Raw genomic sequence first — 26,005 nt, forward strand, 5'->3', positions numbered from 1 at the left:
TCACTGAGGCTGGTAACTTGATCCCCATCGGCATTGTACAAGTTGGTTTGTCCGGAAGCGATCATAAGATAGTTGTTGATGGTCAAATCATCGTAAGTGCTGTCGTCATCAGCGGTATCATCATCCACTACTTCATCAGTAACCTCATCGATACTATCCCCATCATCGTCACTGCACCCAACGTTGAATACCAGTAAAGCGAATATCAATACATAAATACCTAATAGGTTGACCTTCTTCTTTTTTGTTGAATTTTTCATGGTTTATGTTTTTTAATTCTAGAATATTATTCGTTATCTTTTGCCTTTTGGGCAGTTTTTCTTTTGATAGTCCATATATAATTCCTGTTGTTCATCGCTTAAGATTGCATTTACCTCTTTCTCGAAATCAGTTCGTAACGATTCCATTTCCTTGCGGTCGGGCCTGCCAGATTTCATTTTTTGCTTAACCTCCTCAAAATGGGCGTTGTAAAGTTCAAGGATGTTTTCTTCTTGAACTTCATCTAAAGAAATCCCATCTGCCAAATCACTCACCATTTCTTCGATTTCATCAGCTGTCGGAAGTGCTGGCGGTCCTTGTTGACCACTTCTTTGTTGCCCACAGGCCGTCGTTGAAACGATCAATACTGCGATTAATAATTTATACATTCCATTCATTTTTTGTTTCATGATCTTCAGGTTTGAATTTTCATTTCAAAGAAACGTAAGCTTATGTTCAATAGAAATAAAAATCAACGAACCAGGGTATTTCATCAACCAATCGGGGTTTTGTTCATTGGAAGTATCCGGCCCGTTAATTAAACAAAATTTATGGGTCTTTTAGGGGAAAATTATAACATCAATTTCTAACAAAAATTATAGACGGTGATGTGTTTCACAAGCAAAGATATACTCCTTAACACCTTGTTGTAGGTCATTAAACTCAGAATATTGATGTATTATCTTTTCAGCGTACTCCTTATCAGACTTTTCGTGTTCTTTAAGTTCAGAAATGATTTCAAGATCTTCACATTCTAAAGTCTCCAAACCCTTTTTGAGGGATTCTATGCGCTCGAACAAAAGATACGTTCGAGGTTCACAACGATATGAATCAAGTTTATGGCGTAACTGATACACATCTTTTAAATTTCGTTTTAAACGAGTAACCAATAGCTCATTATCTGATTCGGAAGGAGTAAGACTATTATAGGTATGTGACGGTTTCATTCGATTTTATTTAATTGATATCCCTTACCAATCGTACATAGTTGTAGATTCGAACAGCATCACCTTGGGGCCCGTTTCCTGTAGGATAGTCATCAGGGTCACCTGCTTTAGGGTCGCTCCGTTGTGCTCCAGCTCCATGAACATCGGTCCAATCGGGATCGTAGCCCATACCGCGACCAAAGCAAACGTAAGCTCCGAAAGTACCTTCACTGCCCTCGGTAATATTTGCGTGTGTTGTGCCACTCCAATAGAAACCGTAATCAGTTTCACCAGCTTCATTGATGATTTCAGTACAGGCAAACAAGGCATCAATAGCAGCTGAATTTGTCTCGTCGGGGGAACGGGAATAGTCTACTATGGATTGTAGTTCTTTTGCATTGGGCAACCTCCAATCGGTATACCCTGCTTCTTCTGCATTTTCTGCATAACTCAAGGCATCACTCCATATAATCGCTTCGCCATTATCTTCTTGGGTCCACATTAACCCTGTAGCATTATCTGTAATGGTAGCATCGCCATTGTCGGTAAATTCATTTATACCATAAGTCGAATTTCCGCGTACCAAGAGGTAATTGAATTGCTTGTCTTGCCCGAACAAAGTTGTTCCATACCCTTTTATACGCCCATCAGCAAAATTGACCCCAAATACGGTTTCGGCTGTTCCTCCATAGGTTCCAGGTAGATACATGTTGGTTGATGCGCACTGCACATCGATCAATCGTTCCCCAGCATCCGTATCCCCATAGGCGTACTCAAAATAATCGGTATTGATGAATGGGGTCAGACCATCGGTATCGGTACCTTCGTAACCACAGATATCCCGACCGGAAAACATAATCAGGGAGTATTGTTCTTTTATTGTAGGCACTCTCCAATCTGGATGTCCCCCTGTTGTAACTGTTACGGGTAAAACCAGTATCTCGTCTAGACTAAGTTTGTCGTCAACATCTATTTCGCCATCATCATTATGATCGAATGAGGACTGCCACATTAAACCTGTTACATTATCGGTTACGGTACCATCACCATTATCGGTAAAGGAGGGCTGATTTCCTGAATACTGTGCATCCTGTCCGTAAAAGTCAGCACCAGATGAAGGTGATGAAATCTCGGTGGTATTGTTGAAAAAAGTTGACTGATCGGTATCAACTATTGGGAATCCCGTGATATCCGGAAGATTATCATTAACGGTTTCATCAGAACTATCATCTGCGACTTCATCCGTGACCTCGTCTGTGATATCTTCGTCGTTGTCGCTACACGAAATTGTAACTGCCATTAAGAACAATAAGCCAAAAAACACAGTGCTCCATTTGTTTAAAAATTTTGTTTTCATTGTTGAGTGGTTGAAGTGTATAGATTTCGTTTTGAATCTTTTTTGAATTATGAAACAAAGTACCGTTACAATTCATCCAAAAAGAAAACTAATCAATGAATTGAAGCACTTCATCTACGAATTAGGAGGTTTACTCCATGAGGTTTTAATAGGCCCTAAGAGCATAGTAGGCCTACTAATAGCAGTATAAAAAATTGAGGACATGTACATAGGTTTCTTACAATAAAAAATGGATGCAAAAATAGGATTGATATAAAGAGATAGCCAATGAACCTATTTATTTTCAATGGCATTAGTACTATTTCAAGAAAAAAGTAAAATCAAAGATCACTGATTTAAAAAAGCAATCAACCACTTAAATGGGTTTGTCAATCAAAAGGGAATACCATCTATTAAAGAAATAAAAAAACCCTGATTTTAAAAAACCATCGGGACGATATCCGAATTCCTATAGGAAAACGTCATAAGATCAAAGTCATTCCTTTTTTGGGTCTTTAAACTAGGGCTAAGAACCGTTTTTCTAGCCTAATGACTGCTTTTTAGTGCAGCATAGCCTATTGGCTGCTTTTATCCCATTTCAGGTCGCTAAGTATTGAGCTTTTAATACCGATAAAGAAATACCAACGTTCATAAACTCCAAAAGGTGTCCAATTAAATCGAAGAGCGAAACTTTTTAGGTCCCTTTCGAAACGCAGTTGGGTAAGGGTAAAACCCTTGTTTTTAAAGTCGTAACCAGATGATACCCCAACCTTCCAACTTGGGGTCAACGATATATCACCCGAGAACATAAGCGAATGGCTACTGAATTCGTTTTGCTGCGAGGCGTTGGAATAGGTGGCGGAATACGCCAGTCGAAAATCCCAAGGTATTGTAGTGGCATAGATGGGGTTTTCAACATCCTGTTCGTCTTTGTCTTTTTCCCCGTTGTCGCTTCCAAGACTATTGAAATCATTGGCCCTTCCGAAGAGACCATCCGTTCTTCCGCCACTTTGGGCTACATAATCATCGTTCCCCAAATCTTCCTTACGCTTTTCCCCACTTTTTTTCCCAAAGGTTTCATTGCTTATCGAATAGCCCACATTCAAATTGGCATTGGTCAGCCGAAATAGGCTTCCCCCGTTGTCGATATTGAAGGTATTGATGCGGGTGCCATTGTTGTCGACGGCATAGGGATCCAGACCGGCGGAAAAGTTGATGGACATCTTATTGTCCAAGATAGAGGTACCGCCGTTTAAACTCAATGGACTTAGCCGTAAGGAATCGGCCTCCATATTATAACCGGTCGAGATATTGAAATTACTTAAAATGGACACTTTCTTCGGTTCTGTCCCAGTGGAGTCCCTGCTCCGTACTTTGGCCTCCAGGGTATTGGCCAGGGAGAAACTCAAACTATTCGATTGTCCCAAACTTGGCGCCCCATTAAGGGTGCCTTGGAATTTACTGTACTGAACAACCTCACCATCGCCGTCGATGTATTCATCATAAAACTGTTCAAAAGAAGGTGCGTAGCCATAACTTAATGAAGGCCTCATGACATGCCTGATGGCCTGTATTCTATTGTCCTCGCCAAAATTAAAAGTGCCGTAGAGGGTCGTCCCTACGCTGGCGCTGAAGTTATAGGTGTTATAACGGGCAAACCCGCTTAAGGTGTCGGTCACAACCTCATTTTCTTCGTCATCGAATCGCTGCCCAAAGGTTTCCAAAGCCCAAACATCGTTGTAATTGGCCCCGACGGTAACGCTAAAGAACTTGGCTATCTTAAAATTCGTGCTGAGGGGTATGCTGTGTTTGGCACCCACTTGGGCATCGTCGAACATCCTGCTTGTTAAAAAGTCGTCATCATTGGTAGATAGCTTGTTTTGTGCGTTTACATTATATTGAAAGTTAATATTCTGGATCATCCCCTTTTTGATCCCGTCCCTTTTTGCAAATGGAAAGATACGCTCCATGCTGGCCTGTATTGTGGGAAGTGTCATTTCGATCGATTCGGTATTGGTATTTTGGCTATGTGTCGCGGCCAAGCTCATATTGACCGAGGGATAGGCAGGAAAGGTCTTGGAATAGGATATCGATGAACTTAGGGTATTGTTCTGCGTGCTCGGCAAGTTCTGTTGTAATAACGAATTTCGATAATACGAACTACTTCCTAAATTGACCGAGGCCGAAAATTGCGAATTCGGACTGGCTTTCTGATCCTGGGAATGTGATATCTGCAAGTTGTATATGGAACTCCTCGCATAATCGCTGAACCCCAATTGGCTGGTCACTAAATTTTCATACCTAAAGTTGATATTGCCACTGTACCGATATCGTTTGGCATATGCCGATTGCATTCGGATGCCATAGCTACCATTGGTGTATAGGTCACCCGTCAGGGCCAGGTCTGCGTAATCGCTTATGGGAAGATAATATCCCGCGTTCTGAAAAAAGTAGCCCTTATCGGGGTCATTTCCAAATGTGGGCATCAACAGGCCAGCGGTCTGGCCTACGGTCAATGGAAAATAAGCAAAGGGCAAGGCTATGGGTGTGGGTATATCTGCGATGTAAAGATTGCTAAACCCTGCGATTACCTTCTTTTTAGGAATGAGTTTGGCCTTTCTTACCCGAATATAGTAATCAGGGTCAATGGTATCCTTGGAGGTGGTCAATTTGGCCTCGCTCAAAAAGTAAACCGAATCGTTTTCCTTTTTCGTAACCTGAGCGTACACCCTCATGATATCGCTGCCCAATTGCCCCAGACCGGCTTGCTGCTCGGTACGTGAGTTCCAAATCAAGGCCTTTTGTGTATCAAAGTTGAACCGGATCGAATCGGGTATGACTTCCTTTTCCCCCTGCTTAAAAAAGGGCATTTGTGTGTAATTCCCTAAGGAATCCTTAATACGCCCTGCATATACCTCATTTTTGAGATAGTCCATCACGATGATACCTGCCTTTAGTTCAATGTCCTGATAGTAAATTTCCGCTTCGTTGTAGAGATATATCGTATGCTCTTTTTGGTTCAACTTTATAGAATCCTTGGCCTTATATTTTATGGTTTCAGGTAATATGGATGGTTTGTTTTTCGTTGAATCGTTCTGTGCGGAATCGACCTTAATACTATCGATCCGGGAAGCATCGAGGAACAAGGGCGCGATAATGGTATCCTTTTCCGCTTTGATGGGCAAGGGGAGGGTCCGGCCTTCTTGCGCACATAATGGGAGAACGCCATAAAGCAATACGAACAGAAAAAGTATGGTATGTTGGTGGCAAGGCAAAACGATATATCTTATTGTTGCGAAGGTACGACCTCTTCATTTATTTCTCTTGAATCATTATTGAGAAATCGAAGGTCAGAAGTTACATGATTTTTTTTGAGTTCGGTGCATCTATCAACTTTCTACGGGATACCCCAATTCGCGACTTAATTTCATAGCCATGATTTGGGTCCTGTTCCTTAATTTCTTCGCCAACGTTAAAAGGTTTTCCGTATGCAATAACCTGGCGGTAATACTATTTTGATATTCTCGGTCCTGTAGTAAACTATGGTAATTCGACTTTCCCCCAAAACTCTTAATAGTATTGTATTTTGGGTTCTCTTTGGGAAGCATATCGGCCAAGGAAAGATATTTTTCCAAAACGGGTTTCAAACCATTGGCCACCACCTCTTTTACCTTTGAATCCTCCATTTTAAAATTCCCAACTTCGGTAGGGTAATTTGTGATCAGCCTTTTTAGGGAATCACTTTCAATGAGTTCGAATTTGGTCGTATTGATGACGGAATTCAAAGCCCCTTCCAGCAGATTCACTTCCCTATAATTCAAATGTACGATCGTATCTTTGGCTCCAGATGTAATCTGTTCCGGGGCAAGACCCACGTAATTAACGGTGGCTTCCAATCTTTGAATGTCATCGGAGTAGTTAGCGATGGCGCTATTGAGGACTTTCAGATTCAGGTCTAGCTCTTCATAGAGGCTGTCATAAATTTTAAGCTCAACGATTTTATTTTTTCGGATTTCATTCAGATCATTGATTTTCCAGGCAATCAATATACCGATAACAATGAGCAGAATCTCGCCAAGGGCATATACCAGGTAGTTTTTTACTTTCCCCGAAGCCACTAATTTTTTTCTTATGTTTCTGAATACTTTCATCTTGGGCAACCTAGCTACTCTTTATAAATTCATAGAGTTGCAAATAAAAGCTTCGTAATAGCTTACGAAGCCTTTTAACTCAACTAACAAATCGTACTATATCCTTTATTTCTTGTATTATGGCAAATGGAAATTAGCGAACGGTTTTTAAAGCCACTTTTTTATTACCAAAGACATTGTGTAGTAAAAAACCGATTCCTAAAAGTCCAATGAAAAAGAGTCCAAAATAGGGTGAAAAGAAACTTGCCTTGCTTGTGCCAACTACTACAAACTTGTTGCCCCTTACTTCCAATGCCAAGGTATGGCCATTGGCATTGTCCAAAACGAACTGTTCCTTGGTAAAACCTTCCTTGAAAAGAAATAGGGCACTTTGATTTCTAGAGATATCTTTGAATACATTATTTTCAACCCATACGGAATTTATTTCCGAAGGGATACCGGACACCTCAAAAACCACGTTGGTCTCATGGCCCAGTTTGACGATGCCCTGCCCCAAGGTTATTTCTCTGTTATTATTGAAGCTGATCTCAAGATTGTTCTTGATATGCTCCAACACCATTTTTTGAAACTCCTCGGGGGATTTATAAGGAGTTTCGTCAAAATGGGTCCGTACTTCATGTTGAAATGCAGTTAATGAAGCACTGATCTGTAACACCCAAACATTGTTCTCTTTTTCGACCAACATTATGGTCGATACATCAGGATTATGGGCAAAACTTGCTATAGAAAACCAAAAGGCAACAAGCGGTAACATGTATTTTTTCATCTCTTTATATTTTTTTGTTTAAAGGGTTGAATAGAATAACCCAACCCTCCCTTTAACTCCAGTTTTTATCTACCTCCATTCTCTCCTGTTGGTCCCAATTCTCCTCCAATTTGTGTAACAGTGCTATTTATGGTAAATGAATCTCCTGAATCTGTTCCTCCACTATAGGTCCCAGAAGTGTATAACCCGTTAACTTCAGTGCCATTGCTTACACTTCCTCCTGTGTAAATATTATAAGTTTCTGCTGTTTCTAATTTTGCATTGGAGTAAATTATGGTATTTACGCTATATGGCACTTCATAAGTGAGGGCTTCCGTACCATCCGATGATTGAATATTCAGGATGGTATTTGCACTGATCCCATCTAAAATCACAGAGTTTTGTGTACTTACGCTTTCTGTTGGAAATGATGTATTTAGTCCTAACCCTAAAATGGTTCCTCCCGTAATTTTGAATGTGTCATCATCACAATCAAAGCTACCATCGGGTTCATCCGTCCTGACTGCTATTGCAATGGTTGTACCACCTGTAATGGTAATCCCATCGTTACTATCAATAGCATCATTTAGCGTGGCGTAAACATAAATATTGCCTCCGTTGATATATAAATTTCCACCTGAATTTAAGCCATCATCGTAAGAACTGATGTTTATGGTACCGTCATTAATGGTCATTGTTCCCTTGGCTTCCATTCCCTCGCCTTCTGAAGTAGTAATTTCAAAATTTCCGCCATTAATAGTTACATAGGGCGTAATGGAATCATCTGGTTCTTCTTCGTCATCAATGTCATACGACGCAGCAATACCATCATCAACAGCATTTATGGTAAATGCTCCGTCGTTGATAATAATGTAGCCTTCTTCGCAATCCATTCCGTCGCTATCCGCTGTTAAATTAAGTGTACCGCCGTCTATAACTATGTAATCGTTGGTGTGCATGGCGTCCGATGCCGCTTCGGTAACTGTAATTGTTCCACTAATTACCCTGATATAATCATCACTTGCAATACCGTGTTTGTAGATTCCTGCCACGTTAAGTGCTCCTGAACCGCTAAAAACCAATTGTCCTTCGCTGAAAAATGTTGCTTTTGCATCTTCGTCATCTGGAATATTACTGTACGTTGTTGCATCGGTCAAGTTGTTTGTACCCTCTAATACTACAAAAATGGTTTTTGAAGATTGGATATTGATCGCTGGACCATCAGCATTGGTGATGCTTAAATCACTTAAGGATAATTTGAACTTTTTATCGCTATACATTTTTAACATCCCATCGGTTGTTGTGCCCGATATTTCATAAGCCACTTCTGAAATGGAGGAATTAATGGTGACATCGGCACCGTCTTGCGTTATTACCACATCATCAGGAACGGGGTTTGTAATCGTTACCGAGGTATCGGAAAATACAATTTGTACTGTATTTTCAAAAGTGGCATTTTCCACTAAATCATCTTCATCGGCACCTGTGTTGTCCGTATCGCCTTCAGCCGTTCCTGTTGAATTTGTGCTTGTTATTACAATATCTTCCGATGTTGATACTACCTCTTCTGATATTGTTACAATCTCATTTTCATCATCACTGCTACAAGCAGTGAAAATGGCTAATACTACTGCTAAAATACTTGCTTTCTTAAATGTTTTGTATTTCATGATTCTTTTGTTTTTAAGTAAGTTCAGCGTTCTTATTTGAACTCTTATAATGTTGGAATTTTTACTTTTGGTTTCTACTTTTTTATAGATTGTTGGTAAACACCAATTTAGTCAAGGCTCATTCTTAGCTGTATTTTCAATTGACGTAAGCACCTTTTAGACCATTGATAAAATTATTGTTACCTGCCTCGTCTACGTGGTAATGGTATCCACGGGTATCATCGGAGTGGCCGCGTAGTTCATCTAAGTCGGAAGGGGCATTACCATCGGTGTCCAATAATTCGTAAATTCCGTTTCCATCCAAAGCGTAGCCGATCAAAGCTGCATACCCATCTGCTTGTTCAACTTTTGTACTGAATCCTGTAGCTGCATGATAGTGATACCCTTGATGCACGTTAATATGTCCCCCGGCATCATCAAATGGAGCCAAGGTATAGGCACCTAGAATATTATCTACGGGAGCAGGTGCAGAAAATTCTATCCCATTTAGTGCCACGCCACGGGTTGAGGGAGCGCTGCTACCAGGTCCTCCAGGACCCGTGGCAAAAAGGACGGGATTGTCTTGAAGAACAGGGGTTATTGGAATTGTCCAAGTTTGCGTCAAATCGGTTATATAGGTGGGGAGACATTCTACACAGAAGTTTTCGTATTCCTCCCCTACATCGGGATTGGCAGCGTTGATACAATCATCTTCAGTTGCAGTTACATAAATATCTCCGTTTGCATCATACATAAGCCATTTGGAATCATTGTAAAATGTGGCCATATTTTCAATAAACGCACCATCTACATCATAAACTTCCCCGTCTTCCAGCCAAATACCCCCCGCTTCTGCATCGTCAGCGATGTTTTCAGGACACCATGGACCCATTTCGTGGTCAGAAGGTGTACTATTTGTAACGATTTGATAACAATCCGTTTCGGTACCGTCGGATAAGGTACAGGGTACCGTGGTGATGGTAACATTGTCTGATGTAAAGTAGGAAGATTCTACATTAACCACCAGTATATCGGATACTTCATCATCAACGATATCATCCGTAGTGTCGTTATTTGAATCAGAACTACAGCTATTACAAGAGAACAGAAGAAAAACGCAGCTTAAAGGTAAAAACAAGATGTTTTTCATAGTTGCTATTTTTTATTTTTCGATTTTTATTGAGATTTTCTACCTTTTGGTTTTGGGGCATTTTCCACTTCCTCTTTAGAAAGGAAACCATCTTCATCGGTATCTATTTTTGTGAAATCGTCTTTTAAAGGGCCTTTGATTTCTTTTTTGGAAAGTTTTCCATCCTCGTCCTTGTCCATCTGTTTGAAAATCTCATCGACAGTCGGTGGTTCTTGCTTATTTTGTCGATTGCTTGATTGTTGTGCGTTGCTTGAAATTGCAAATAATGTGGTAGCCGTAATACTTAATAAAATTGCTTTTGTTTTCATTTTGATCCATTTTTAGATTATGAAACAAAGAACCGTTACAAATCATCCAAAAAGAAAACCAATCAACCAATCCTAGGTTTTTGTCTATGGACGGGATGGTTTTGTAAATGGAGATCTCACTACTGGGTACAGCAAAAACCAAAGGATTTCATTTAGGTTATTCTGAAAGTGGGCTGCGCCCTCGGTGCCGCTTTTAAGCATACTTCAAGGACTTATTGGTGTATCGATAGCAGGATATACCCGGTACATTTTGACCCTTAAACCAACGTTTTAAGTATCAAGATGCAATTCCTTAAAAAAATCCCGTCGGGAAAATAACCGTTTTGGTCTAGTCAATTCCCCCATCCATCTATTTCAATAGATATTGTATGACAACCGACGGATATTTGTACCGTATTTCAATCAAAATTGCATACAACGACATGAAAAAAACAATTATCATATTTCTAGTAGTAATCGGGCAGTTTGTACAGAGTCAGCAAACTCCAAGTGATCCCAATAAAATTTGGTCCTTAGAAGATTGCATTTCCTATGCTTTGGAGCATAACATTTCCGTAAAACAGGCCGTTTTGCAAAAAAACAGCACGCTTCAGGATTATAAATCGTCAAGATCTTCAAGATTACCCAATCTATCGGGTATGGCTTCACAGAACTTCACCAATGGGAATTCGATTGACCCGATAACCAGTGATTTTGTTTCCCAACAGATAAATTCCACAAGTTTAGGATTGAATACCCAGGTAACCCTTTTTCAAGGCAACCAAATCAATAATGAAATAAAACAAAACAAACTTCTGGTAGACCAATATTCCTTTTATGAGGAGCAGGCCAAAAACAATATCATCCTGAGTATTGCCGATAGTTATATTCAACTGCTCTATAGCAATGAAAACATCACGATAGCGGAAAACAACCTAGTTGCATCGCAAAAAGAAGAGGAGCAGGCCAAGGCCCGTTTAGAAGCTGGTTCCATTGCCCTAAAGGATTTTACGGATGCACAGTCCAACACGGCTACGAATGCCTATAATCTAATAACCGCTAAAAATGATTATGCCCAACAGCTATTGACTCTTAAACAGCTCTTGGAGCTTCCGAACGGTACTGCATTTCAAATTGCCGAACCGACCGGCACAGATGAGGATTTGATTCCTGATATGAATCTAATCTATAGTCGGGCTTTGGAAAAACTTCCCGAAATAAATGCAAGTAAAATTAATGTGTCCGTTTCAGAAAAGGAACTGGATATTGCCAAAGGGGGATATCTACCTACACTTTCCTTAACAGGAAGCCTTGGCTCCGGTTATACCTCGACCCAGGATTTTAATTTTTCCGACCAGCTCGACCTAAACTTCAATCAACGGATCGGACTCTCTTTAAACGTTCCTATTTTCAACAGGAACAAAACGAAAACAGAAGTTGAAAAATCCAAAATTAATATTGATATAGCCCAATTACAATTGGCGCAAGAAGAAAAAGACCTCTATCAAAAAATAGAAACGGCTTGGCAAAATGCAACAGCGGCCCAGAGCCAAATGGTAGCCGCCGAAGTTGCGAAAAATGCGGCAAGTGAATCGTACCGATTGGCACAGAAACAGTACGAACTAGGTGCTTTGAGTACCACCGATCTAGTGGTAAGCCAAAATACCTATACCAATGCCGAGCAAAACTACATTCAAACAAAATATTTAAGCCTTTTGTATACCCAACTACTTCAATTTTATCAAGGAAACGATATCAAAATTTAATCAATATCAAATGAAAACTAAAAAAAACATCATCATCGCAAGTCTCGTAGTGGGCATACTTGTTGTTGCAGCGTACATTTTTATCAGTAGCGACGATGCTATTGTTATCGAAGCGAAGACCGTTGCTGCCAAAAAAGCAAATGTAACTACGATGGTTACTGCAACAGGAACTATGGAACCCATTACACAGGTAGAAGTTGGCACACAGGTTTCTGGTGTTGTCGAAAAAATATATGTTGATTATAACAGTGTGGTTAAAGAAGGGCAATTGATTGCCGAATTGGACAAAACCAATCTTAAGGCCGCACTGACACAGGCACAAGCAGCCTATGATAATGCAGTAAGCCAAAGAAATTACATGCAAACCATTTTTGATCGACAAAAAACCTTATACGATAATCAGGTCATTAGTAAATCAGATTTTGACGATGCCCAATACAATATTCAAACCGCAAAAGGGACCGTTACACAACGTTTATCCGATCTTCAAAGAGCCATCACAAATTTAAGTTATGCAGATATCTATGCCCCCATTGATGGTGTGGTACTTTCCAGGGCAATAGACGAAGGTCAAACGGTAGCAGCTAGTTTTAGCACGCCTACCTTGTTTACCATTGCACAAGATTTAAAGGAAATGCAAGTAGAAGCCGATGTTGATGAAGCCGATATTGGCCAAGTAGAAGAAGGGCAACGTGTCACTTTTACGGTAGATGCCTATATGGGTGAAACCTTTGAAGGTATCGTGACACAGGTACGTTTAGACCCAACGGTCACGTCAAATGTAGTAACCTACACCGTTGTTATTAAGGCAGATAACCCAGATTTAAAGCTGAAACCAGGGTTAACGGCCACCATTTCAATTTACACATTAGAACTTAAAGATGTTTTAACCGCTGAGGCTAAAGCAGTCAATTTTAAACCAAACGTCCAAACCTTAGCGGAATATAATGCACAACACAATTTACCAAATACCGACAATGGTACTAGCCATGAAAACATAACCCTTTGGGTGTTAGGAGCCAATGGAGCTATAACTTCAAAAGCAGTGACATTAGGTGCAAGTGATGGTGTAAACGTGCAGATAGTAAGTGGTGTTACTGATGGTGAAAAATTGGTATATAGCTTAAAAGGTGTCAGTAAATCTGAAATTTCAAAAGAAGCATCAAATGAGAGTCCATTTATGCCACAACGTCCTGGTGCCAAGAAAAAACAATAATAACCATGAGTAAAGAAATTATAAAAATTGAAGATTTAACTCGTGAGTTTATCATGGGAGCCGAAACGGTACGTGCTTTACGAGGCATCTCTTTTACAATACATGAAGGTGAATTTGTGACCATCATGGGCTCTAGTGGTTCGGGGAAAAGTACCTTATTGAATATTTTAGGATGTTTAGATCAACCCACTTCCGGATTTTACGAAATTGATGGTGTGAAAATGAAGGATTTAAGTAAAAACCAACTGGCGACTATACGAAACGAAAAAATAGGCTTTATCTTTCAATCGTATAATTTATTGGCAAGAACATCAGCTTTAGAAAACGTAGAATTGCCCTTGTTCTATAATAGCAAAGTGTCTTCAGAGGAGCGAAGGGACAGGGCTATAAAAGCAATAGAAATGGTTGGTCTAGGCGACAGAAAAGATCACACCCCTTCCCAGCTTTCTGGGGGTCAACAACAACGTGTGGCTATTGCAAGATCATTGGTAAACAATCCGGTGATGATTCTAGCAGATGAGGCCACAGGAAATCTAGACACAAGAACTGCTTACGAAATCATGTCTATTTTTCAAGAGTTGAACAAACAAGGCATAACCATCGTCTTTGTGACCCACGAACCCGATATAGCAGCCTTTAGCAAACGGACCATTGTTTTGAAAGATGGTAATATCATCCAGGATAATAAAAATCATAAGGTAGAATCCGCAGCGGAGCAATTGGCGAAATTACCTAAAGAACACCATTGATTATGAGACTATTAAATTTATTAAAAATCGCATTTAAGGCCATCGTGCTTAACAAAATGAGAACCTTGCTTACCATGTTGGGTATTATCATTGGTGTGGCTTCGGTAATTGCTATGCTAGCCATTGGAGAAGGCTCTAAAGCAAGTATTAGAGACACCATTTCAAGTATGGGTTCTAACATGATTACTATTAGACCAGGATCTGATGTACGAGGTGGTGTTAGACAAGAACGAAGCGCCATGGAAACATTAACGCTTAATGATTACTATGCAATTAAAGAGCAAGCCACCTTATTAACTTATATAACTCCATTGGTAAATGGTGGCGGACAGGTCATTAACGGCTCTAACAACTGGCCATCAACAATTTACGGTGTAAATCCAACGTATTTAAATATTAAAATTACCGATTTACAAAGCGGAAGTATGTTTACCGATGCAGAAGTACAATCGGCTGCCAAAGTGGCTTTAATAGGGCAAACTGTTGTCGATAATGTGTTTCCTGATGGTCAAGAACCTGTTGGTCAAATGATTCGCTTTAATAATATTCCTTTTAAAATTATTGGTGTATTAGAAGAAAAAGGCGAAAACACCTTTGGTCAGGATCAAGATGATGTTGTTATTGCGCCTTACACAACAGTACAAAAACGTATTTTAGCTATCGATCATTTAGAATCTATTATAGCATCTGCTATAAGTGAAGCTGATGCACCAGAAGCAGTAACCCAAGTTTCAGAAATTTTACGTAAACAACACAAATTAACCGAAAATGAAGAAGACGATTTTCATGTACGTTCTATGGAAGAATTAATTTCCACATTCAGTTCTACCAGTGAAATGTTAACTATACTGTTAGTAGCCGTTGCGAGTATTTCATTATTGATCGGTGGTATTGGTATTATGAATATCATGTACGTCTCGGTAAAGGAGCGTACCAAGGAAATTGGCCTACGCATGGCTGTAGGTGGTAAAGGCTCCGATATTTTAATGCAATTTTTGATTGAAGCCATTTTAATCAGTATCACCGGCGGACTTCTTGGAGTGATCTTAGGGCTAGGATCAACTATTTTTATTGAGAAATTCTTACATTGGCCTACGAGTGTGGCCCTGTATTCAATCATAATATCGTTTGCCGTTTGTGCTATAACAGGTATCTTTTTTGGATGGTATCCTGCAAAAAAGGCAGCAGCATTAGATCCAATTACAGCCTTGCGCTATGAGTAAATTATAAGTACATGGTATTGAACAGAAAGAAAAGCATATTCCCTTTGTTACATGTTCTGGTATGGATGATCCTGATCAGCATGCCTTATCTGTTGTCACAGGGCCAAAATCAAGACTCCCAAATCGTTTACAGGACATTGATTCATTCATGGGTGCCGCTTCTTTTCTATGCGATTATTTTTTATTTCAATTACCTATACTTCATCAATAGCTTTTTATTCAACAATCGAACGGTCCTTTTCTTTCTTATCAATATTGTTTTAATCGTGCTTTTTGTATGGGCCAACCAGGAATTGAAGGGCTATTTGACCGATTTGTTGATCATAAAGGACAATCCAACGAATAGGCCCCCTAGAAAGATGTTCTTTTATCTTGATTTTTTTGCGTCTCTTGTACCCTTGGCCTTTTCAATCGCCCTTAAGACGACCGAACGATGGATGAAGACCGAAGCGATGCAAAAAGAAGCGATGAACGTAAAACTGCAATCCGAGATCCAACATTTAAAATACCAATTACAACCCCATTTCTTTTTCAATGCCTTGAACAACATATATTCGTTGGTAGACCTCAATCCGGAAAGTGCAAAAAAAACCATACATAGTTTGGGTAAATTAATGCGTTACCTATTATACGATACGGAGACCGAAAAAGTACCCTTACAAAAGGAAATCGATTTTATGATCCAGTATATTGAACTCATGAAACTTCGATTTTCGGATAAGATCAAAATATCGTACACTTTCCCAGACGAGGTTCCAAATATAAGAGTAGTGCCTTTGCTTTTCATTACCTTGGTAGAGAATGCTTTTAAACACGGTATTTCGGCGAGCAAATCAGCAGATTTATCATTTACATTTGAAATTAAAGGCACTACTTTGACCTTTACTGCATTAAACCCGAATACCCCTAAGAATACTAGTGATAAAAGTGGCTCTGGGATAGGACTGGAAAATTTGGAAAAACGATTGCAATTATTATATCCCGATCAACATAGTTTCGTTTATAAGGTGGAAGATGGTATCTTTATGGCCATTCTGACCTTGGAAACCTGATGTTATGAAACCCGTTCAAATTAGCTGTATTGTCGTAGATGATGAGCCCATGGCATTGCAATTGATTGAAGGGTATGTGTTGAAAACCCCTTTTTTAGATCTAAGGAAAAAATGCGATAGTGCCATCGAGGCCTTGGCCTTTATGGAAAATGAAACTGTCGACCTAATCTTCCTGGATATTCAAATGCCCGATCTGACAGGAATAGGACTTTCCAAATTGATTCCAAAAAGCACTCGAGTCATCTTTACAACAGCTTTTTCTGAATATGCATTGGAAGGCTATAAGGTTGAAGCGATGGATTATTTATTGAAACCTTTTGATTATGCCGAATTTTTATCGGCCGCTACAAAGGCTAAAGAATGGTTTTCTTTGACAAAGGCCAAAGCACAAACACCTACTATCAGCGAAAAGAAGTTCCTTTTCGTGAAGTCTGATTACAAACAACTAAAGATACATCTAGACGACGTACTGTATTTTGAAGGTTTGAAGGACTACATTAAAATTTGGCTCAAAGACCAGCCAAGACCCGTATTGACCTTAATGAGCCTAAAAAGTCTGCAAGAAGTATTACCAGCTGATAAATTCATGCGTATTCACCGTTCATTTATCGTTGCTTTAGAGGCCGTAGATGTTATTGAACGAAGTCAGATCATTATCGGAGACCAACGAATTACCGTTTCGGAAAATTATAAACCGGACTTCTTGGCCTACATATCTAAAAACAGCTTGGACTGAATCCATTAAAAGAAATCAATTCCAATCAATTAAAAAAGGTAGTAGTTTTTACCCTATGGTCAAAACTACTACCCTGATACAATGCTGTTCCCCTATTTCTAATCCTCTACGATACCGACAACCTCATAGGCCCTAGTACCATCTACTTGTACTCTTTCGTACAATACGCCATTAACTTCATAAAGCAATTGCCCATCATACACTACTTTTTCATAATTATCTGGCAACTCGTAAATAAGGGTTCCTATCTCAGGATAAACCACTTCATATTCATCGCCGATTTGATCATAGTAGATGCCATCATAATAAAAATGGTTTCTTCCGGCAAACACTACGGTTCTATACCCAAGGGGCAAGAATCCTATACGTAGGCCAACCTTAGGTGCTACAGCTATATAACGCCCATTATAAGGCCTATAAAACCTATTGTTCGCATAATAATAATTTACACCCCTATGGGAAACGACCACCTTTTTATTGGGAATTGACCTTGTTGCGACCACCTTTGCCGTTGGTTTTCTATAGACGACCCTAGCTCTTGGTACTCTTTCCACTTTTGTGGTAGTTACTCTCTTTGTTGTCGTTCTTTTTTGTGCGTTCGCTTCATTTGTAAAAGCCGCTGTCAGTAATAAACCTAACATCATTATAATTACTTTTTTCATACTAATAGAATTTTAATTGTTATCAACATTTTATTATTTTGACTTAATTTTTCAATAAAGGTTTAATACCATTCGTTGTACTACCCACATTTTAGATTAGAAGGTGGACAATTCATTGGGAAATATCATTAATTGATCTTACGTTTTTGAAACCATAGATCCTCTAAGCTTAAATTCAGGGTGAGCAAATGAAAGTTTTCCTTGACCAGTATATTTTGAATTTGCCCTTTGGAGCCGTAGCTGTATGAAAGGTTCAACATGGATCTTTGACCCTGACCAATGGGAAGGCCTATACCTGCCGTTATATTGTAACCATCTACTTTTATCCCATTTATAGAGAGGTACCCATTGTCATAATTATAACCTGCTCGGTATCGAATGCGGTGATTGTACTTATAGCTGGTGGGGTTCTTTACATATTCAAGGCCCATAGCATAAATATCTTGATCTTCGTAGGTCCCTAAGTTTTCAATCTGTCCGGTATCACTCCAAAAGTTCTTCTTGTAATCGGCACTCAAAGTCAGTGACTCAAGAAATTTGGCGCTAAATCCAAAACCGAGTTCCAGAGGCATATTAAAATCAGCGGCTGCGTCACTTTCATCAGCTTCTACGGTTGTCTCCACGCCATCCAAATACTTGATTACCGAACGTTTAAGAGTACCTTCCAAGCTCGTCGGGAATTGCACCGTACTTCCTATGGTGAACTTATCCGAAAAATCAAATTGCATTCCAAGACCCATACGAAGCCCGGAATAGTTTGTGGTTTCGGTGGCACTAAAGGTACTCTCGCTGATATAAAAAGTCTCTTCCTCTTCAATATTCCCAAACAGGAAAGAGGCACTGGCCCCGAATCGTAGGTTTTCGGCAACGGCATACCCCAAGTTAAACTTAAGATCACTTAACCCACCTACCCCATTTACATTACTTTCAAAGGTTTCGGTAGACCCTTCAATATTGGTTTCTATTCCTATCAACGAATACCCCATATCACTGTATGGAACCATGGAAATACCCACACCAAGACCTTTGGTGATACGAAAAGCAAGGGCCAAATTCGCAAAATTAAAGGTCGTCTTAGATTCATCACTCTCTTTGTTGCTAAAACTGTTATATTCCCCTTTCAAACCTATATCATAGAAAAACGAATTTTGAGGTATCAATGCAAAATTTGAGGCATTCATATTATTGATATCGGTATCTGTTCGAATACCTATTCCGGAATACCCCAGCCCATTGGTAAAACCAATGCTCGTTTGATTGATAACCCCTAATCCATATAAAGAATAGGGAGAACTGGTCAATCCTTCTGATTGGGCCAATATGGAATTCAGTGCCAATAGCATGACAATAAGCGTAAAAAAAGGTGTTTTATTCATCTTCATCATAAATGGCATATATAAGTTCAAGTTGCGTGCCTTCGTTACTACCATCGACATCAAGGATAAAGCGGTCGACCGTCGCATTGTAATCGTATGGCAAAAGAATAAGCGCATCGGTCGCCTCTAAGTCGGTCACCAAGAGCTCTTCCAAATAGCTACTAATCGATATTTCATAATAGATATTGTTGAATTCTTGATCGTCCCTGTTCAAAATAGCCATCATGGTGGTTTCCCCTGCAAGATCATTGTTTTGGTCTACCATATAGACCGCTAGGGTATCCCTAAGCATGAGGGCATCATTGTAAGAAGCTTCTTTGGGTTTGATCCGCAGTGTTGCATCAAGCAACGTACCCTGTCCCTGAATATCGAATACCGATTTAATCGATGGAAATTCGATTCTTGTTGTGATACCTATACCCGATTGGATAAAACTTTGATCATCGGCATCCTCACTATATAGATTTATCTCATTATTTGTTAAACCCGCTAGATATTCATTGGGCTCCACAGCCGAGATCTGATTGAAAAAAGGAATCGGGGAACTACTTGTATTAATCGTGAAGTCGGTATAGTACTGTATCGATTCGGTTTCATAGGCAATACTATAATAGAGTCGCATGACAGATGCCAAGGAAAAACCAAGGATAGCCCCATTATCGCTCTCATCGGGTTGAATTGTGAGTCCATTAAAGTGGTTTGTGAACTCATCATAATTGGTCAATTTTTTCTCCTGAAGGTTCTCGAACAGATCCAAACCCAAGGTGTCACTTAATTTTACTTGTAGGGAATCAGCTCCCAAAGGTCTTGGGGCAAAGGTTAAAGTTCCCAGGTCTTCTTCGTTAAACCCAATACTACTTGAATTGTAAAAGTTAGTATCGTCAGCTGGTTTGAGACTTTCAGTCAAGGATTTGATATGGATGGTATTATGTAATAGGGTGTCATTGTAATAATAGTTGTCATACCTAAGTATAAATAAAATACTATCGTATTGCGCATCGGTATCTATCGTATAGGACGAAGGGATTGTTTCCAAGAAACTTGAACTTTTGACAATTCCGAAGACAGGGTCACTGTATTGCCCAACCAGCATTCGTGAACCCACAGAGGTTATGATGCTATCAAATTTCATCGTAGATAGTTTCACGGTCAAGGTGTCGATTTGCAATACACGGATATTGCTATTGGTAAATGTTTCTCCCGCCACAAAATCTGAATCGTTTAAGGAATCATCGCTACAGGAAGCGACCAATAGAACGGAACAAACTAAACCTAGGATAGTCTTCATAAATCTTGATTTGACCATAAAAGTATACGCTGTTCCCTTAGGCCAAAACCACAATAGACCAACCCTTATAGTTAGCAGATAAACACTGGAATTTTGACGATTAAACCCGACTTTGAATTGGTAGATGAAATCACAGTGTTCATATGTTAAATAGGCAACTTCATCTATTTCAGTTTTACGGGTAAGGGTCATGTACTAGTTTTGGATAAAATTTATAACCGATTAAAAAGGCAAAACAAAACGACATGATGAAAGAAATTAAATATCACTTACATAAAGCTGCCTTCTTGGGCATTATGATCTGTACGCTATCCAGTTGTTCAAGTGACGATGACGACGATGAGGATTTGGGTAACTGGGTCGACAGATCTGTTTTTGATGGAAGCCCTAGAAGCGGCACCGCAGGATTCACTATAGGAAATAATGGGTATATGGGAGTCGGTTATGACGGGGATGACTACTTGACTTCTTTTTGGTCCTATGATATCGATGGGGATTATTGGTCACAAAAGGCCGACTTTCCTGGCAGCGCCAGAAATGCCGCAGTAGGTTTTGAAATCGATGGCACCGGATATATTGGTTCAGGATATGACGGACTCAATGAACTAGCCGATTTTTATGCCTATAATGCCGGGTCGAATTCATGGACAGAAATAGCTTCCTTTCCTTCGACGCCTAGACGGAGTGCTGTTGCCTTTGGAATCAACGGCAATGGTTATTTCGGTACCGGTTATGATGGCGATAACGATCGCAAGGATTTTTGGAAATATGACCCCACTACCGACACTTGGTCAGAATTGGTAGGCTTTGGAGGCGACAAACGTAGGTCGGCCACGACCTTTACCATCGGTGATGAAGTATACTTGGGCACCGGCGTTTCGAACGGCATATACTTGGATGATTTTTGGGTTTTTGATTCTTCAACCGAAAGCTGGACCAAAAAATTGGATCTTGACGAAGAAGATGACTATAGCATTCTCAGAAGCAATGCAGTTGGGTTTGCCTTAAATGGCTATGGCTATATTGCATGTGGTACTTCAAGTGGCACCTTGACTACGGTATGGCAATATGATCCAAGCGACGATACATGGGAGACAAGAACCAGTTTTGAGGGGACTTCACGACAAGACCCAATTGCCTTCGCTAACGGAACCCGTGCTTTTGTTGGCCTCGGACGTACCAGTAGCCTCTATTTAGATGACCTCTATGAGTTTTATCCACTGGATGAATACGATGACGAAGATTAATGAAAATCCAGTACCTAGTTTTTTTAGTCAATTTGGCGATGGGGCGATATTTGTATAAGGTACCGCCCCATTTCAGAATAAAATTCTAAAAATAAATGAAATCAATTATTGAAGGCATTACCATGATCCTACTGGTCATAGTATTTACAGGTTCTTTGTTGTTTGGTGTTTCAAAATTTATTCCGAACTCGGAAGGTCCAAAATCAGCGATGGTTACAAAAGTAATCTACGTAAATGATGGGTACGGGTACCAAATTTTAAAGGGCAATAAAATACTTATTCAGCAAGAGGTAATACCCGCCGTTGCCGGTAGGCGATCTTTTAGAACAATCAAAGATGCCCAATTCGTTGCAGACATGGTACTATCTAAGATTTCGAAGGGGGATAGCCCGGTGTTAACAGTACAAGAACTTAACGAACTGGATATAGTTATCCTAGCACATAATTAGCTTTACCCATGTCACTTGATAAGAAATACATACCGCAAATACTGGTGCACGTTTTAATTTGGTGTGCCCTTTACGGTTTGTTATTATATCCGTTTATTGCCCTATCAAGACCCATTCCCAACGAACTACCTATAAAGATCTTGGTGGCAACAGTCCTGTTCTATTTCAATTATTTTTATCTGGTTCCCCATCTTTTGCTTAACGAAATGAAGGTCTGGTACATTACAGTTTCGGTACTACTTTTGGGGCTTGTCATTTATGGTACACATGTATTATTTCCCCCTTTGGACCCGAGGGGATTACCGAACCCGATGCCTCCTTTGGAACCGCACCAAAACGACTTGCTATCATTCCGATTCCGTTTGACGCCTGTCATTAATTTTGGAGTCCCTTTTCTTTTTTCAACCATGCTCCGGGTCTATCTTGGGTGGCAAGAAAACGAGAACCTTCGCAAATCAACCGAGAAAGAGAAAATAGAATCAGAGCTTCAGTTCTTAAAGGCCCAATTGAACCCCCATTTTCTTTTTAACTCCTTGAATACTATTTATTCCTTATCGGTAAAACAATCCGCCGACACTTCTGAAGCAATCATAAATCTATCTGAACTCATGCGATATATGTTGTATGAATCAGACAAGGCCCATGTGCCCTTAAACAAGGAAATGGAGTACATAAAAAGTTATGTGGCCTTGCAAAGGCTTCGTCTTGCCAATAGTGAAATGGTGACCCTGAAAATTTCTGGAGACGATACCAATAAATATGTGCCACCCCTACTCTTCATTTCCTTTATAGAAAATGCATTTAAATACGGTACGGATTATAATGGGAAAACCATGGTCAAAATAACCTTTACCATACAAAACCGGTCTATACATTTTAATGTAAAGAACCGTATAGGACCCTATAAGGCAAAATCAAAAAGCAGCGGTCTAGGTCTTGAGAACATAAAAAACAGGCTTAAATACCTTTACCCCAATTCCCATGTATTGCATATCGATGATACTGGGGAAACCTATGAAGTAAATTTAACCATAACCCTATAAATTATGAACTGTATTATCATTGATGATGAGCCCTTAGCCATTGAAGTTATAATGAGCTATTGCAAAAAATTAGGTTTTATAGAGGTGGTTGATGCCTTTACAAATCCGCTGGATGCCATTACCATTATTAAGGAGAAAAAAGTAGATCTTATATTCTGTGACATTGAAATGCCCCAAATCAATGGTTTGGAATTTATAAGTGCCTTAGAAAATAGACCGCTTTTTATTTTCACAACGGCCTACTCCCAATATGCGGTGGAAGGTTTTGAACTCAACGCCGTTGACTATCTGGTGAAACCCATTCCCTACCATCGTTTTATTAAGGCAGTATCAAGGGTTAAAGAGTTAATGGCCTTGAAAGAACAACCTGTAGCAGCCAATGTGTTTTCTTCCAATGGGGATGCCAATGAAAACCAAAAATTTATTTTTGTAAAATCGGAGCACGAAAGTATCAAGATAAATTTGGATGATATTCAATATATACAAGGTCTTAAGGACTATTTAAAAATACATATCGCAGGTTCGAACAAAACCATCCTTACCTTATTGAGCTTTAAGGAGTTAATGGACAAATTACCTCAATACCAATTCATTCGTGTGCATAAATCCTTTGTGGTCAATGTGAACTTTATTCGTACGGTACAACGAAATCGAATAGTGATCGATGACATTCGCATACCCATAGGGGAAAGCCATAAGGCACAATTTTTCTCAAGTTTGGGGATTTAAGCGGATGCTATTATTTGCATTTTCGCAGCTCCCTATAAATATCGGTATTGAAATATGGTTTATGCTCCGCTAGGGTTATCACTCATTGCGTTTTTCCAATATTTTGTCCAATTTTTCTTGCTCGATACCGAATATCCCTTTTTCTTTTACATCGTTAAGAAAGACATCTAGATACTGCTGGCTTAGTGCTTCACTATCTCCATATCTTCTACGAATTTCCACCAATTCCGTATGCAGCCTTGCTTTTATTTCGGCATAGGCAGGATCATTATATACGTTATGCAATTCCTTGGGGTCTTTTTTACGGTCGATGAGTTCCCAATAGTCCAAGTCAAAATAGTAATGGATCAGCTTATATTCTTTGGTTATTATGGCATAGTGCCTATTCACCATATGCTCGGCGGGGTATTCATAATAATGGTAATAGACGGCTTCCCTATGCCAATCCTCCATCCGTCCCGTAAGTATCGGAAGCAAACTTTCACCCTGCATATCGGCAGGTTGGTCTACGCCCGCCGCATCTAAAAAGGTTTGTGCAAAATCAAGGTTCTGCACCATTTCATCCGATTTGGAACCCGCTTCGACCTTGCCAGGCCAGGTAATCAACAATGGTGTCTTTAGGGATTCATCATATACGAAACGTTTATCGAACCAACCGTGTTCCCCTAGATAAAAGCCTTGATCTGAGGTATAAACGATTATTGTATTCTCTAGTAAGTCTTTGGTTTCCAAATAATCGAGCAGCCGACCCACGTTTTCATCGACCGCTTTAATAGTCCCTAAATAATCCTGCATATATCGTTGATAACGCCATTTCATTTTTTCCTCCTCCGTCATTGTCGAATAGGCGGCTTTAAAGCCATCATTGATTTTTTGATAGGCATTCTTGAAATTTGTTAGTTGCGTGGAATCCATCCGATTTTGCGCCCCGAACTGATTTCCAAGCTTGTCGGTACCAAACGGAGGAAGCCCTATTTCTTCCATAACCTCAGGGAATATCTTCGAATCGGAAATCCAACTCATATGCCTTAAAATGCTCATTTCCGCCGCTTCGGCAGCAGGTCTACCTTCGTAATCATCAAAAAGGGTCTCCGGTTCCGGGAACGTTCTTTGGGTAAATTCGGCCAAGTGCCGTTCTGCCATGACCCAAGACCGGTGGGGCGCTTTGTGCAGGTACATTAACATAAATGGTTTTTCTGGATTTCGTTCTTTTTCGAACCAATCCAGGGTCATATCAGTAATAATATCGGTCACATAGCCCTTTACATTAATATTTCCTTCATTTTTAGTGATAAAGTCAGGATTGTAATATGCGCCTTGTCCGGGTAAAATCTTAAACTGGTCAAAGCCCTTTGGATTATTGCCGAAGTGTAGTTTTCCGAACATGGCGGTCTCATAGCCCGACTGTTGGAGCAGCTGCGGAAAAGTGACATTGGTGGTATCGAACGGAAAGTGATTATCAATTTTGCCGTTGATATGGGAGTGTTTCCCCGTGAGAATAGTGGCCCTTGAGGGTGCACAGATTGAATTGGTGACCGTGGCGTTGGTAAAAAGCATCCCCATTTTTGCAATACGGTCGATGTTCGGGGTCTTGATCAAACTGGTATCATAGGCCGAAATCGCTTGATAGGCATGGTCATCGGACATGATGAATATAATATTTGGACGTTTTGGCGCTTCCTTTTCCGGTAATTTGCAATGGTATAAAAGTGATAAGGCCAATGAAACAAACAGGATTGAATAATTCCTCATTCTAATTTAGGTTTGATGATCGATGTAGATTGCGAAATGCATATATGGTATCTAAATTTACAAGAATTCCTTGATGGAAGCTAATAATGACTTCTGTTCCTATAAAAAAAAGGGAATTCCTATAAAATTAATATAGAAATAGAAACACTATGGTTTTTCACCAAGCTTTATGAACAATTAATTCCGTTTACAAATTAATCAAAGGTGTCAAACCC

General features: G+C 39.8%; 24 protein-coding genes. 10 read left to right on the forward strand and 14 right to left on the reverse strand.

Features of this window, described 5'->3' with window-relative positions; genetic code table 11:
* The 10 genes from WBM98_RS02950 to WBM98_RS02995 all read right to left on the reverse strand — a co-directional run.
* Nucleotides 1-260, reverse strand: a 260-nt coding sequence (locus WBM98_RS02950) for a hypothetical protein (protein WP_424364532.1), incomplete at its 3' end; no start/stop codon positions are given.
* 33 nt (nt 261-293) lie between these two features.
* A complete protein-coding gene (locus WBM98_RS02955) occupies nt 294-647 on the reverse strand; it encodes a hypothetical protein (protein WP_424364533.1) in 354 nt (117 codons plus the stop codon).
* 207 nt (nt 648-854) lie between these two features.
* Nucleotides 855-1,205 carry a hypothetical protein gene (locus tag WBM98_RS02960; protein WP_424364534.1) on the reverse strand — a complete coding sequence of 117 codons (351 nt, stop codon included), beginning with the start codon at nt 1,203-1,205 and terminating at the stop codon, nt 855-857.
* Between the two features lie 10 nt (nt 1,206-1,215).
* Nucleotides 1,216-2,541: a DUF1566 domain-containing protein gene (locus WBM98_RS02965; RefSeq protein ID WP_424364535.1), complete on the reverse strand. Its 1,326-nt coding sequence runs from the start codon at nt 2,539-2,541 to the stop codon at nt 1,216-1,218.
* Nucleotides 2,542-3,095: 554 nt separating this feature from the next.
* Entirely contained in the window at nt 3,096-5,795 is a 2,700-nt protein-coding gene (locus tag WBM98_RS02970) for a putative LPS assembly protein LptD (protein WP_424364536.1), read from the reverse strand.
* 114 nt (nt 5,796-5,909) lie between these two features.
* Nucleotides 5,910-6,671 carry a hypothetical protein gene (locus WBM98_RS02975; RefSeq protein WP_424364537.1) on the reverse strand — a complete coding sequence of 254 codons (762 nt, stop codon included), beginning with the start codon at nt 6,669-6,671 and terminating at the stop codon, nt 5,910-5,912.
* A gap of 133 nt (nt 6,672-6,804) precedes the next feature.
* The gene (locus WBM98_RS02980; RefSeq protein ID WP_424364538.1) at nt 6,805-7,437 is read right to left on the reverse strand and encodes a hypothetical protein; all 633 of its coding nucleotides are present in this window, start codon (nt 7,435-7,437) and stop codon (nt 6,805-6,807) included.
* Nucleotides 7,438-7,502: 65 nt separating this feature from the next.
* Nucleotides 7,503-9,086, reverse strand: a complete 1,584-nt coding sequence (locus WBM98_RS02985) for a carbohydrate-binding domain-containing protein (protein ID WP_424364539.1) — start codon at nt 9,084-9,086, stop codon at nt 7,503-7,505.
* Between the two features lie 136 nt (nt 9,087-9,222).
* Nucleotides 9,223-10,215, reverse strand: coding sequence for a YHYH protein (locus WBM98_RS02990; protein WP_424364540.1), 993 nt, complete (start codon nt 10,213-10,215; stop codon nt 9,223-9,225).
* 26 nt (nt 10,216-10,241) lie between these two features.
* Nucleotides 10,242-10,523 carry an EF-hand domain-containing protein gene (locus WBM98_RS02995; protein WP_424364541.1) on the reverse strand — a complete coding sequence of 94 codons (282 nt, stop codon included), beginning with the start codon at nt 10,521-10,523 and terminating at the stop codon, nt 10,242-10,244.
* 422 nt (nt 10,524-10,945) lie between these two features.
* Between WBM98_RS02995 and WBM98_RS03000 the strand changes: the two genes are divergently transcribed.
* From WBM98_RS03000 to WBM98_RS03025, 6 genes are read left to right on the forward strand one after another with little or no spacing between them, the layout of a single operon-like run.
* Nucleotides 10,946-12,268 carry a TolC family protein gene (locus WBM98_RS03000; protein ID WP_424364542.1) on the forward strand — a complete coding sequence of 441 codons (1,323 nt, stop codon included), beginning with the start codon at nt 10,946-10,948 and terminating at the stop codon, nt 12,266-12,268.
* Nucleotides 12,269-12,278: 10 nt separating this feature from the next.
* On the forward strand, nt 12,279-13,484 hold the full coding sequence (locus tag WBM98_RS03005; RefSeq protein ID WP_424364543.1) for an efflux RND transporter periplasmic adaptor subunit: 1,206 nt from the start codon (nt 12,279-12,281) through the stop codon (nt 13,482-13,484).
* 5 nt (nt 13,485-13,489) lie between these two features.
* The gene (locus tag WBM98_RS03010) at nt 13,490-14,233 is read left to right on the forward strand and encodes an ABC transporter ATP-binding protein (protein WP_424364544.1); all 744 of its coding nucleotides are present in this window, start codon (nt 13,490-13,492) and stop codon (nt 14,231-14,233) included.
* A gap of 2 nt (nt 14,234-14,235) precedes the next feature.
* On the forward strand, nt 14,236-15,456 hold the full coding sequence (locus WBM98_RS03015; RefSeq protein ID WP_424364545.1) for an ABC transporter permease: 1,221 nt from the start codon (nt 14,236-14,238) through the stop codon (nt 15,454-15,456).
* Between the two features lie 11 nt (nt 15,457-15,467).
* Nucleotides 15,468-16,508 (forward strand): sensor histidine kinase, encoded by a 1,041-nt coding sequence (locus tag WBM98_RS03020; protein ID WP_424364546.1) that lies wholly within the window; start codon nt 15,468-15,470, stop codon nt 16,506-16,508.
* A gap of 4 nt (nt 16,509-16,512) precedes the next feature.
* Nucleotides 16,513-17,244 carry a LytR/AlgR family response regulator transcription factor gene (locus WBM98_RS03025; RefSeq protein WP_424364547.1) on the forward strand — a complete coding sequence of 244 codons (732 nt, stop codon included), beginning with the start codon at nt 16,513-16,515 and terminating at the stop codon, nt 17,242-17,244.
* A gap of 98 nt (nt 17,245-17,342) precedes the next feature.
* Here WBM98_RS03025 and WBM98_RS03030 read toward each other — a convergent pair whose 3' ends face one another.
* The 3 genes from WBM98_RS03030 to WBM98_RS03040 form a co-directional block, all read right to left on the reverse strand.
* Nucleotides 17,343-17,906, reverse strand: coding sequence for a DUF6515 family protein (locus WBM98_RS03030; protein WP_424364548.1), 564 nt, complete (start codon nt 17,904-17,906; stop codon nt 17,343-17,345).
* A gap of 128 nt (nt 17,907-18,034) precedes the next feature.
* On the reverse strand, nt 18,035-19,291 hold the full coding sequence (locus WBM98_RS03035) for an OmpP1/FadL family transporter (RefSeq protein ID WP_424364549.1): 1,257 nt from the start codon (nt 19,289-19,291) through the stop codon (nt 18,035-18,037).
* Entirely contained in the window at nt 19,275-20,570 is a 1,296-nt protein-coding gene (locus tag WBM98_RS03040) for a DUF4270 family protein (RefSeq protein WP_424364550.1), read from the reverse strand. The genes WBM98_RS03035 and WBM98_RS03040 overlap by 17 nt, the downstream gene beginning before the upstream one ends.
* Nucleotides 20,571-20,815: 245 nt before the next feature.
* Between WBM98_RS03040 and WBM98_RS03045 the strand changes: the two genes are divergently transcribed.
* The 4 genes from WBM98_RS03045 (at nt 20,816) to WBM98_RS03060 (ending at nt 24,038) form a co-directional block, all read left to right on the forward strand.
* The gene (locus WBM98_RS03045; RefSeq protein ID WP_424364551.1) at nt 20,816-21,817 is read left to right on the forward strand and encodes a Kelch repeat-containing protein; all 1,002 of its coding nucleotides are present in this window, start codon (nt 20,816-20,818) and stop codon (nt 21,815-21,817) included.
* Between the two features lie 95 nt (nt 21,818-21,912).
* Nucleotides 21,913-22,266 (forward strand): DUF4907 domain-containing protein, encoded by a 354-nt coding sequence (locus WBM98_RS03050; RefSeq protein WP_424364552.1) that lies wholly within the window; start codon nt 21,913-21,915, stop codon nt 22,264-22,266.
* Between the two features lie 8 nt (nt 22,267-22,274).
* Nucleotides 22,275-23,309 (forward strand): sensor histidine kinase, encoded by a 1,035-nt coding sequence (locus WBM98_RS03055; protein WP_424364553.1) that lies wholly within the window; start codon nt 22,275-22,277, stop codon nt 23,307-23,309.
* Between the two features lie 3 nt (nt 23,310-23,312).
* Complete coding sequence (locus WBM98_RS03060) at nt 23,313-24,038, forward strand: LytR/AlgR family response regulator transcription factor (protein WP_424364554.1); 726 nt, start codon at nt 23,313-23,315, stop codon at nt 24,036-24,038.
* Between the two features lie 78 nt (nt 24,039-24,116).
* Here WBM98_RS03060 and WBM98_RS03065 read toward each other — a convergent pair whose 3' ends face one another.
* Entirely contained in the window at nt 24,117-25,790 is a 1,674-nt protein-coding gene (locus WBM98_RS03065; protein ID WP_424364555.1) for a sulfatase family protein, read from the reverse strand.
* Between the last annotated feature and the right edge of the window lie 215 nt (nt 25,791-26,005).

Source organism: Maribacter sp., assembly GCF_049667165.1.
Lineage (GTDB): Bacteria > Bacteroidota > Bacteroidia > Flavobacteriales > Flavobacteriaceae > Maribacter_A.

Excerpts from the sequence above, each read along its gene's own strand:
- WBM98_RS02955 (WP_424364533.1), bottom strand. The coding sequence starts at position 647 with ATGTATAAATTATTAATCGCAGTATTGATCGTTTCAACGACGGCCTGT.
- WBM98_RS03035 (WP_424364549.1), bottom strand. The coding sequence starts at position 19,291 with ATGATGAAGATGAATAAAACACCTTTTTTTACGCTTATTGTCATGCTA.
- WBM98_RS03030 (WP_424364548.1), bottom strand. The coding sequence starts at position 17,906 with ATGAAAAAAGTAATTATAATGATGTTAGGTTTATTACTGACAGCGGCT.
- WBM98_RS02965 (WP_424364535.1), bottom strand. The coding sequence starts at position 2,541 with ATGAAAACAAAATTTTTAAACAAATGGAGCACTGTGTTTTTTGGCTTA.
- WBM98_RS02985 (WP_424364539.1), bottom strand. The coding sequence starts at position 9,086 with ATGAAATACAAAACATTTAAGAAAGCAAGTATTTTAGCAGTAGTATTA.
- WBM98_RS03060 (WP_424364554.1), top strand. The coding sequence starts at position 23,313 with ATGAACTGTATTATCATTGATGATGAGCCCTTAGCCATTGAAGTTATA.
- WBM98_RS03010 (WP_424364544.1), top strand. The coding sequence starts at position 13,490 with ATGAGTAAAGAAATTATAAAAATTGAAGATTTAACTCGTGAGTTTATC.
- WBM98_RS02990 (WP_424364540.1), bottom strand. The coding sequence starts at position 10,215 with ATGAAAAACATCTTGTTTTTACCTTTAAGCTGCGTTTTTCTTCTGTTC.
- WBM98_RS03000 (WP_424364542.1), top strand. The coding sequence starts at position 10,946 with ATGAAAAAAACAATTATCATATTTCTAGTAGTAATCGGGCAGTTTGTA.
- WBM98_RS03005 (WP_424364543.1), top strand. The coding sequence starts at position 12,279 with ATGAAAACTAAAAAAAACATCATCATCGCAAGTCTCGTAGTGGGCATA.
- WBM98_RS02960 (WP_424364534.1), bottom strand. The coding sequence starts at position 1,205 with ATGAAACCGTCACATACCTATAATAGTCTTACTCCTTCCGAATCAGAT.
- WBM98_RS02980 (WP_424364538.1), bottom strand. The coding sequence starts at position 7,437 with ATGAAAAAATACATGTTACCGCTTGTTGCCTTTTGGTTTTCTATAGCA.
- WBM98_RS03055 (WP_424364553.1), top strand. The coding sequence starts at position 22,275 with ATGTCACTTGATAAGAAATACATACCGCAAATACTGGTGCACGTTTTA.
- WBM98_RS03020 (WP_424364546.1), top strand. The coding sequence starts at position 15,468 with ATGGTATTGAACAGAAAGAAAAGCATATTCCCTTTGTTACATGTTCTG.
- WBM98_RS03025 (WP_424364547.1), top strand. The coding sequence starts at position 16,513 with ATGAAACCCGTTCAAATTAGCTGTATTGTCGTAGATGATGAGCCCATG.
- WBM98_RS03065 (WP_424364555.1), bottom strand. The coding sequence starts at position 25,790 with ATGAGGAATTATTCAATCCTGTTTGTTTCATTGGCCTTATCACTTTTA.
- WBM98_RS02975 (WP_424364537.1), bottom strand. The coding sequence starts at position 6,671 with ATGAAAGTATTCAGAAACATAAGAAAAAAATTAGTGGCTTCGGGGAAA.
- WBM98_RS03045 (WP_424364551.1), top strand. The coding sequence starts at position 20,816 with ATGATGAAAGAAATTAAATATCACTTACATAAAGCTGCCTTCTTGGGC.
- WBM98_RS03040 (WP_424364550.1), bottom strand. The coding sequence starts at position 20,570 with ATGAAGACTATCCTAGGTTTAGTTTGTTCCGTTCTATTGGTCGCTTCC.
- WBM98_RS03015 (WP_424364545.1), top strand. The coding sequence starts at position 14,236 with ATGAGACTATTAAATTTATTAAAAATCGCATTTAAGGCCATCGTGCTT.
- WBM98_RS02995 (WP_424364541.1), bottom strand. The coding sequence starts at position 10,523 with ATGAAAACAAAAGCAATTTTATTAAGTATTACGGCTACCACATTATTT.
- WBM98_RS03050 (WP_424364552.1), top strand. The coding sequence starts at position 21,913 with ATGAAATCAATTATTGAAGGCATTACCATGATCCTACTGGTCATAGTA.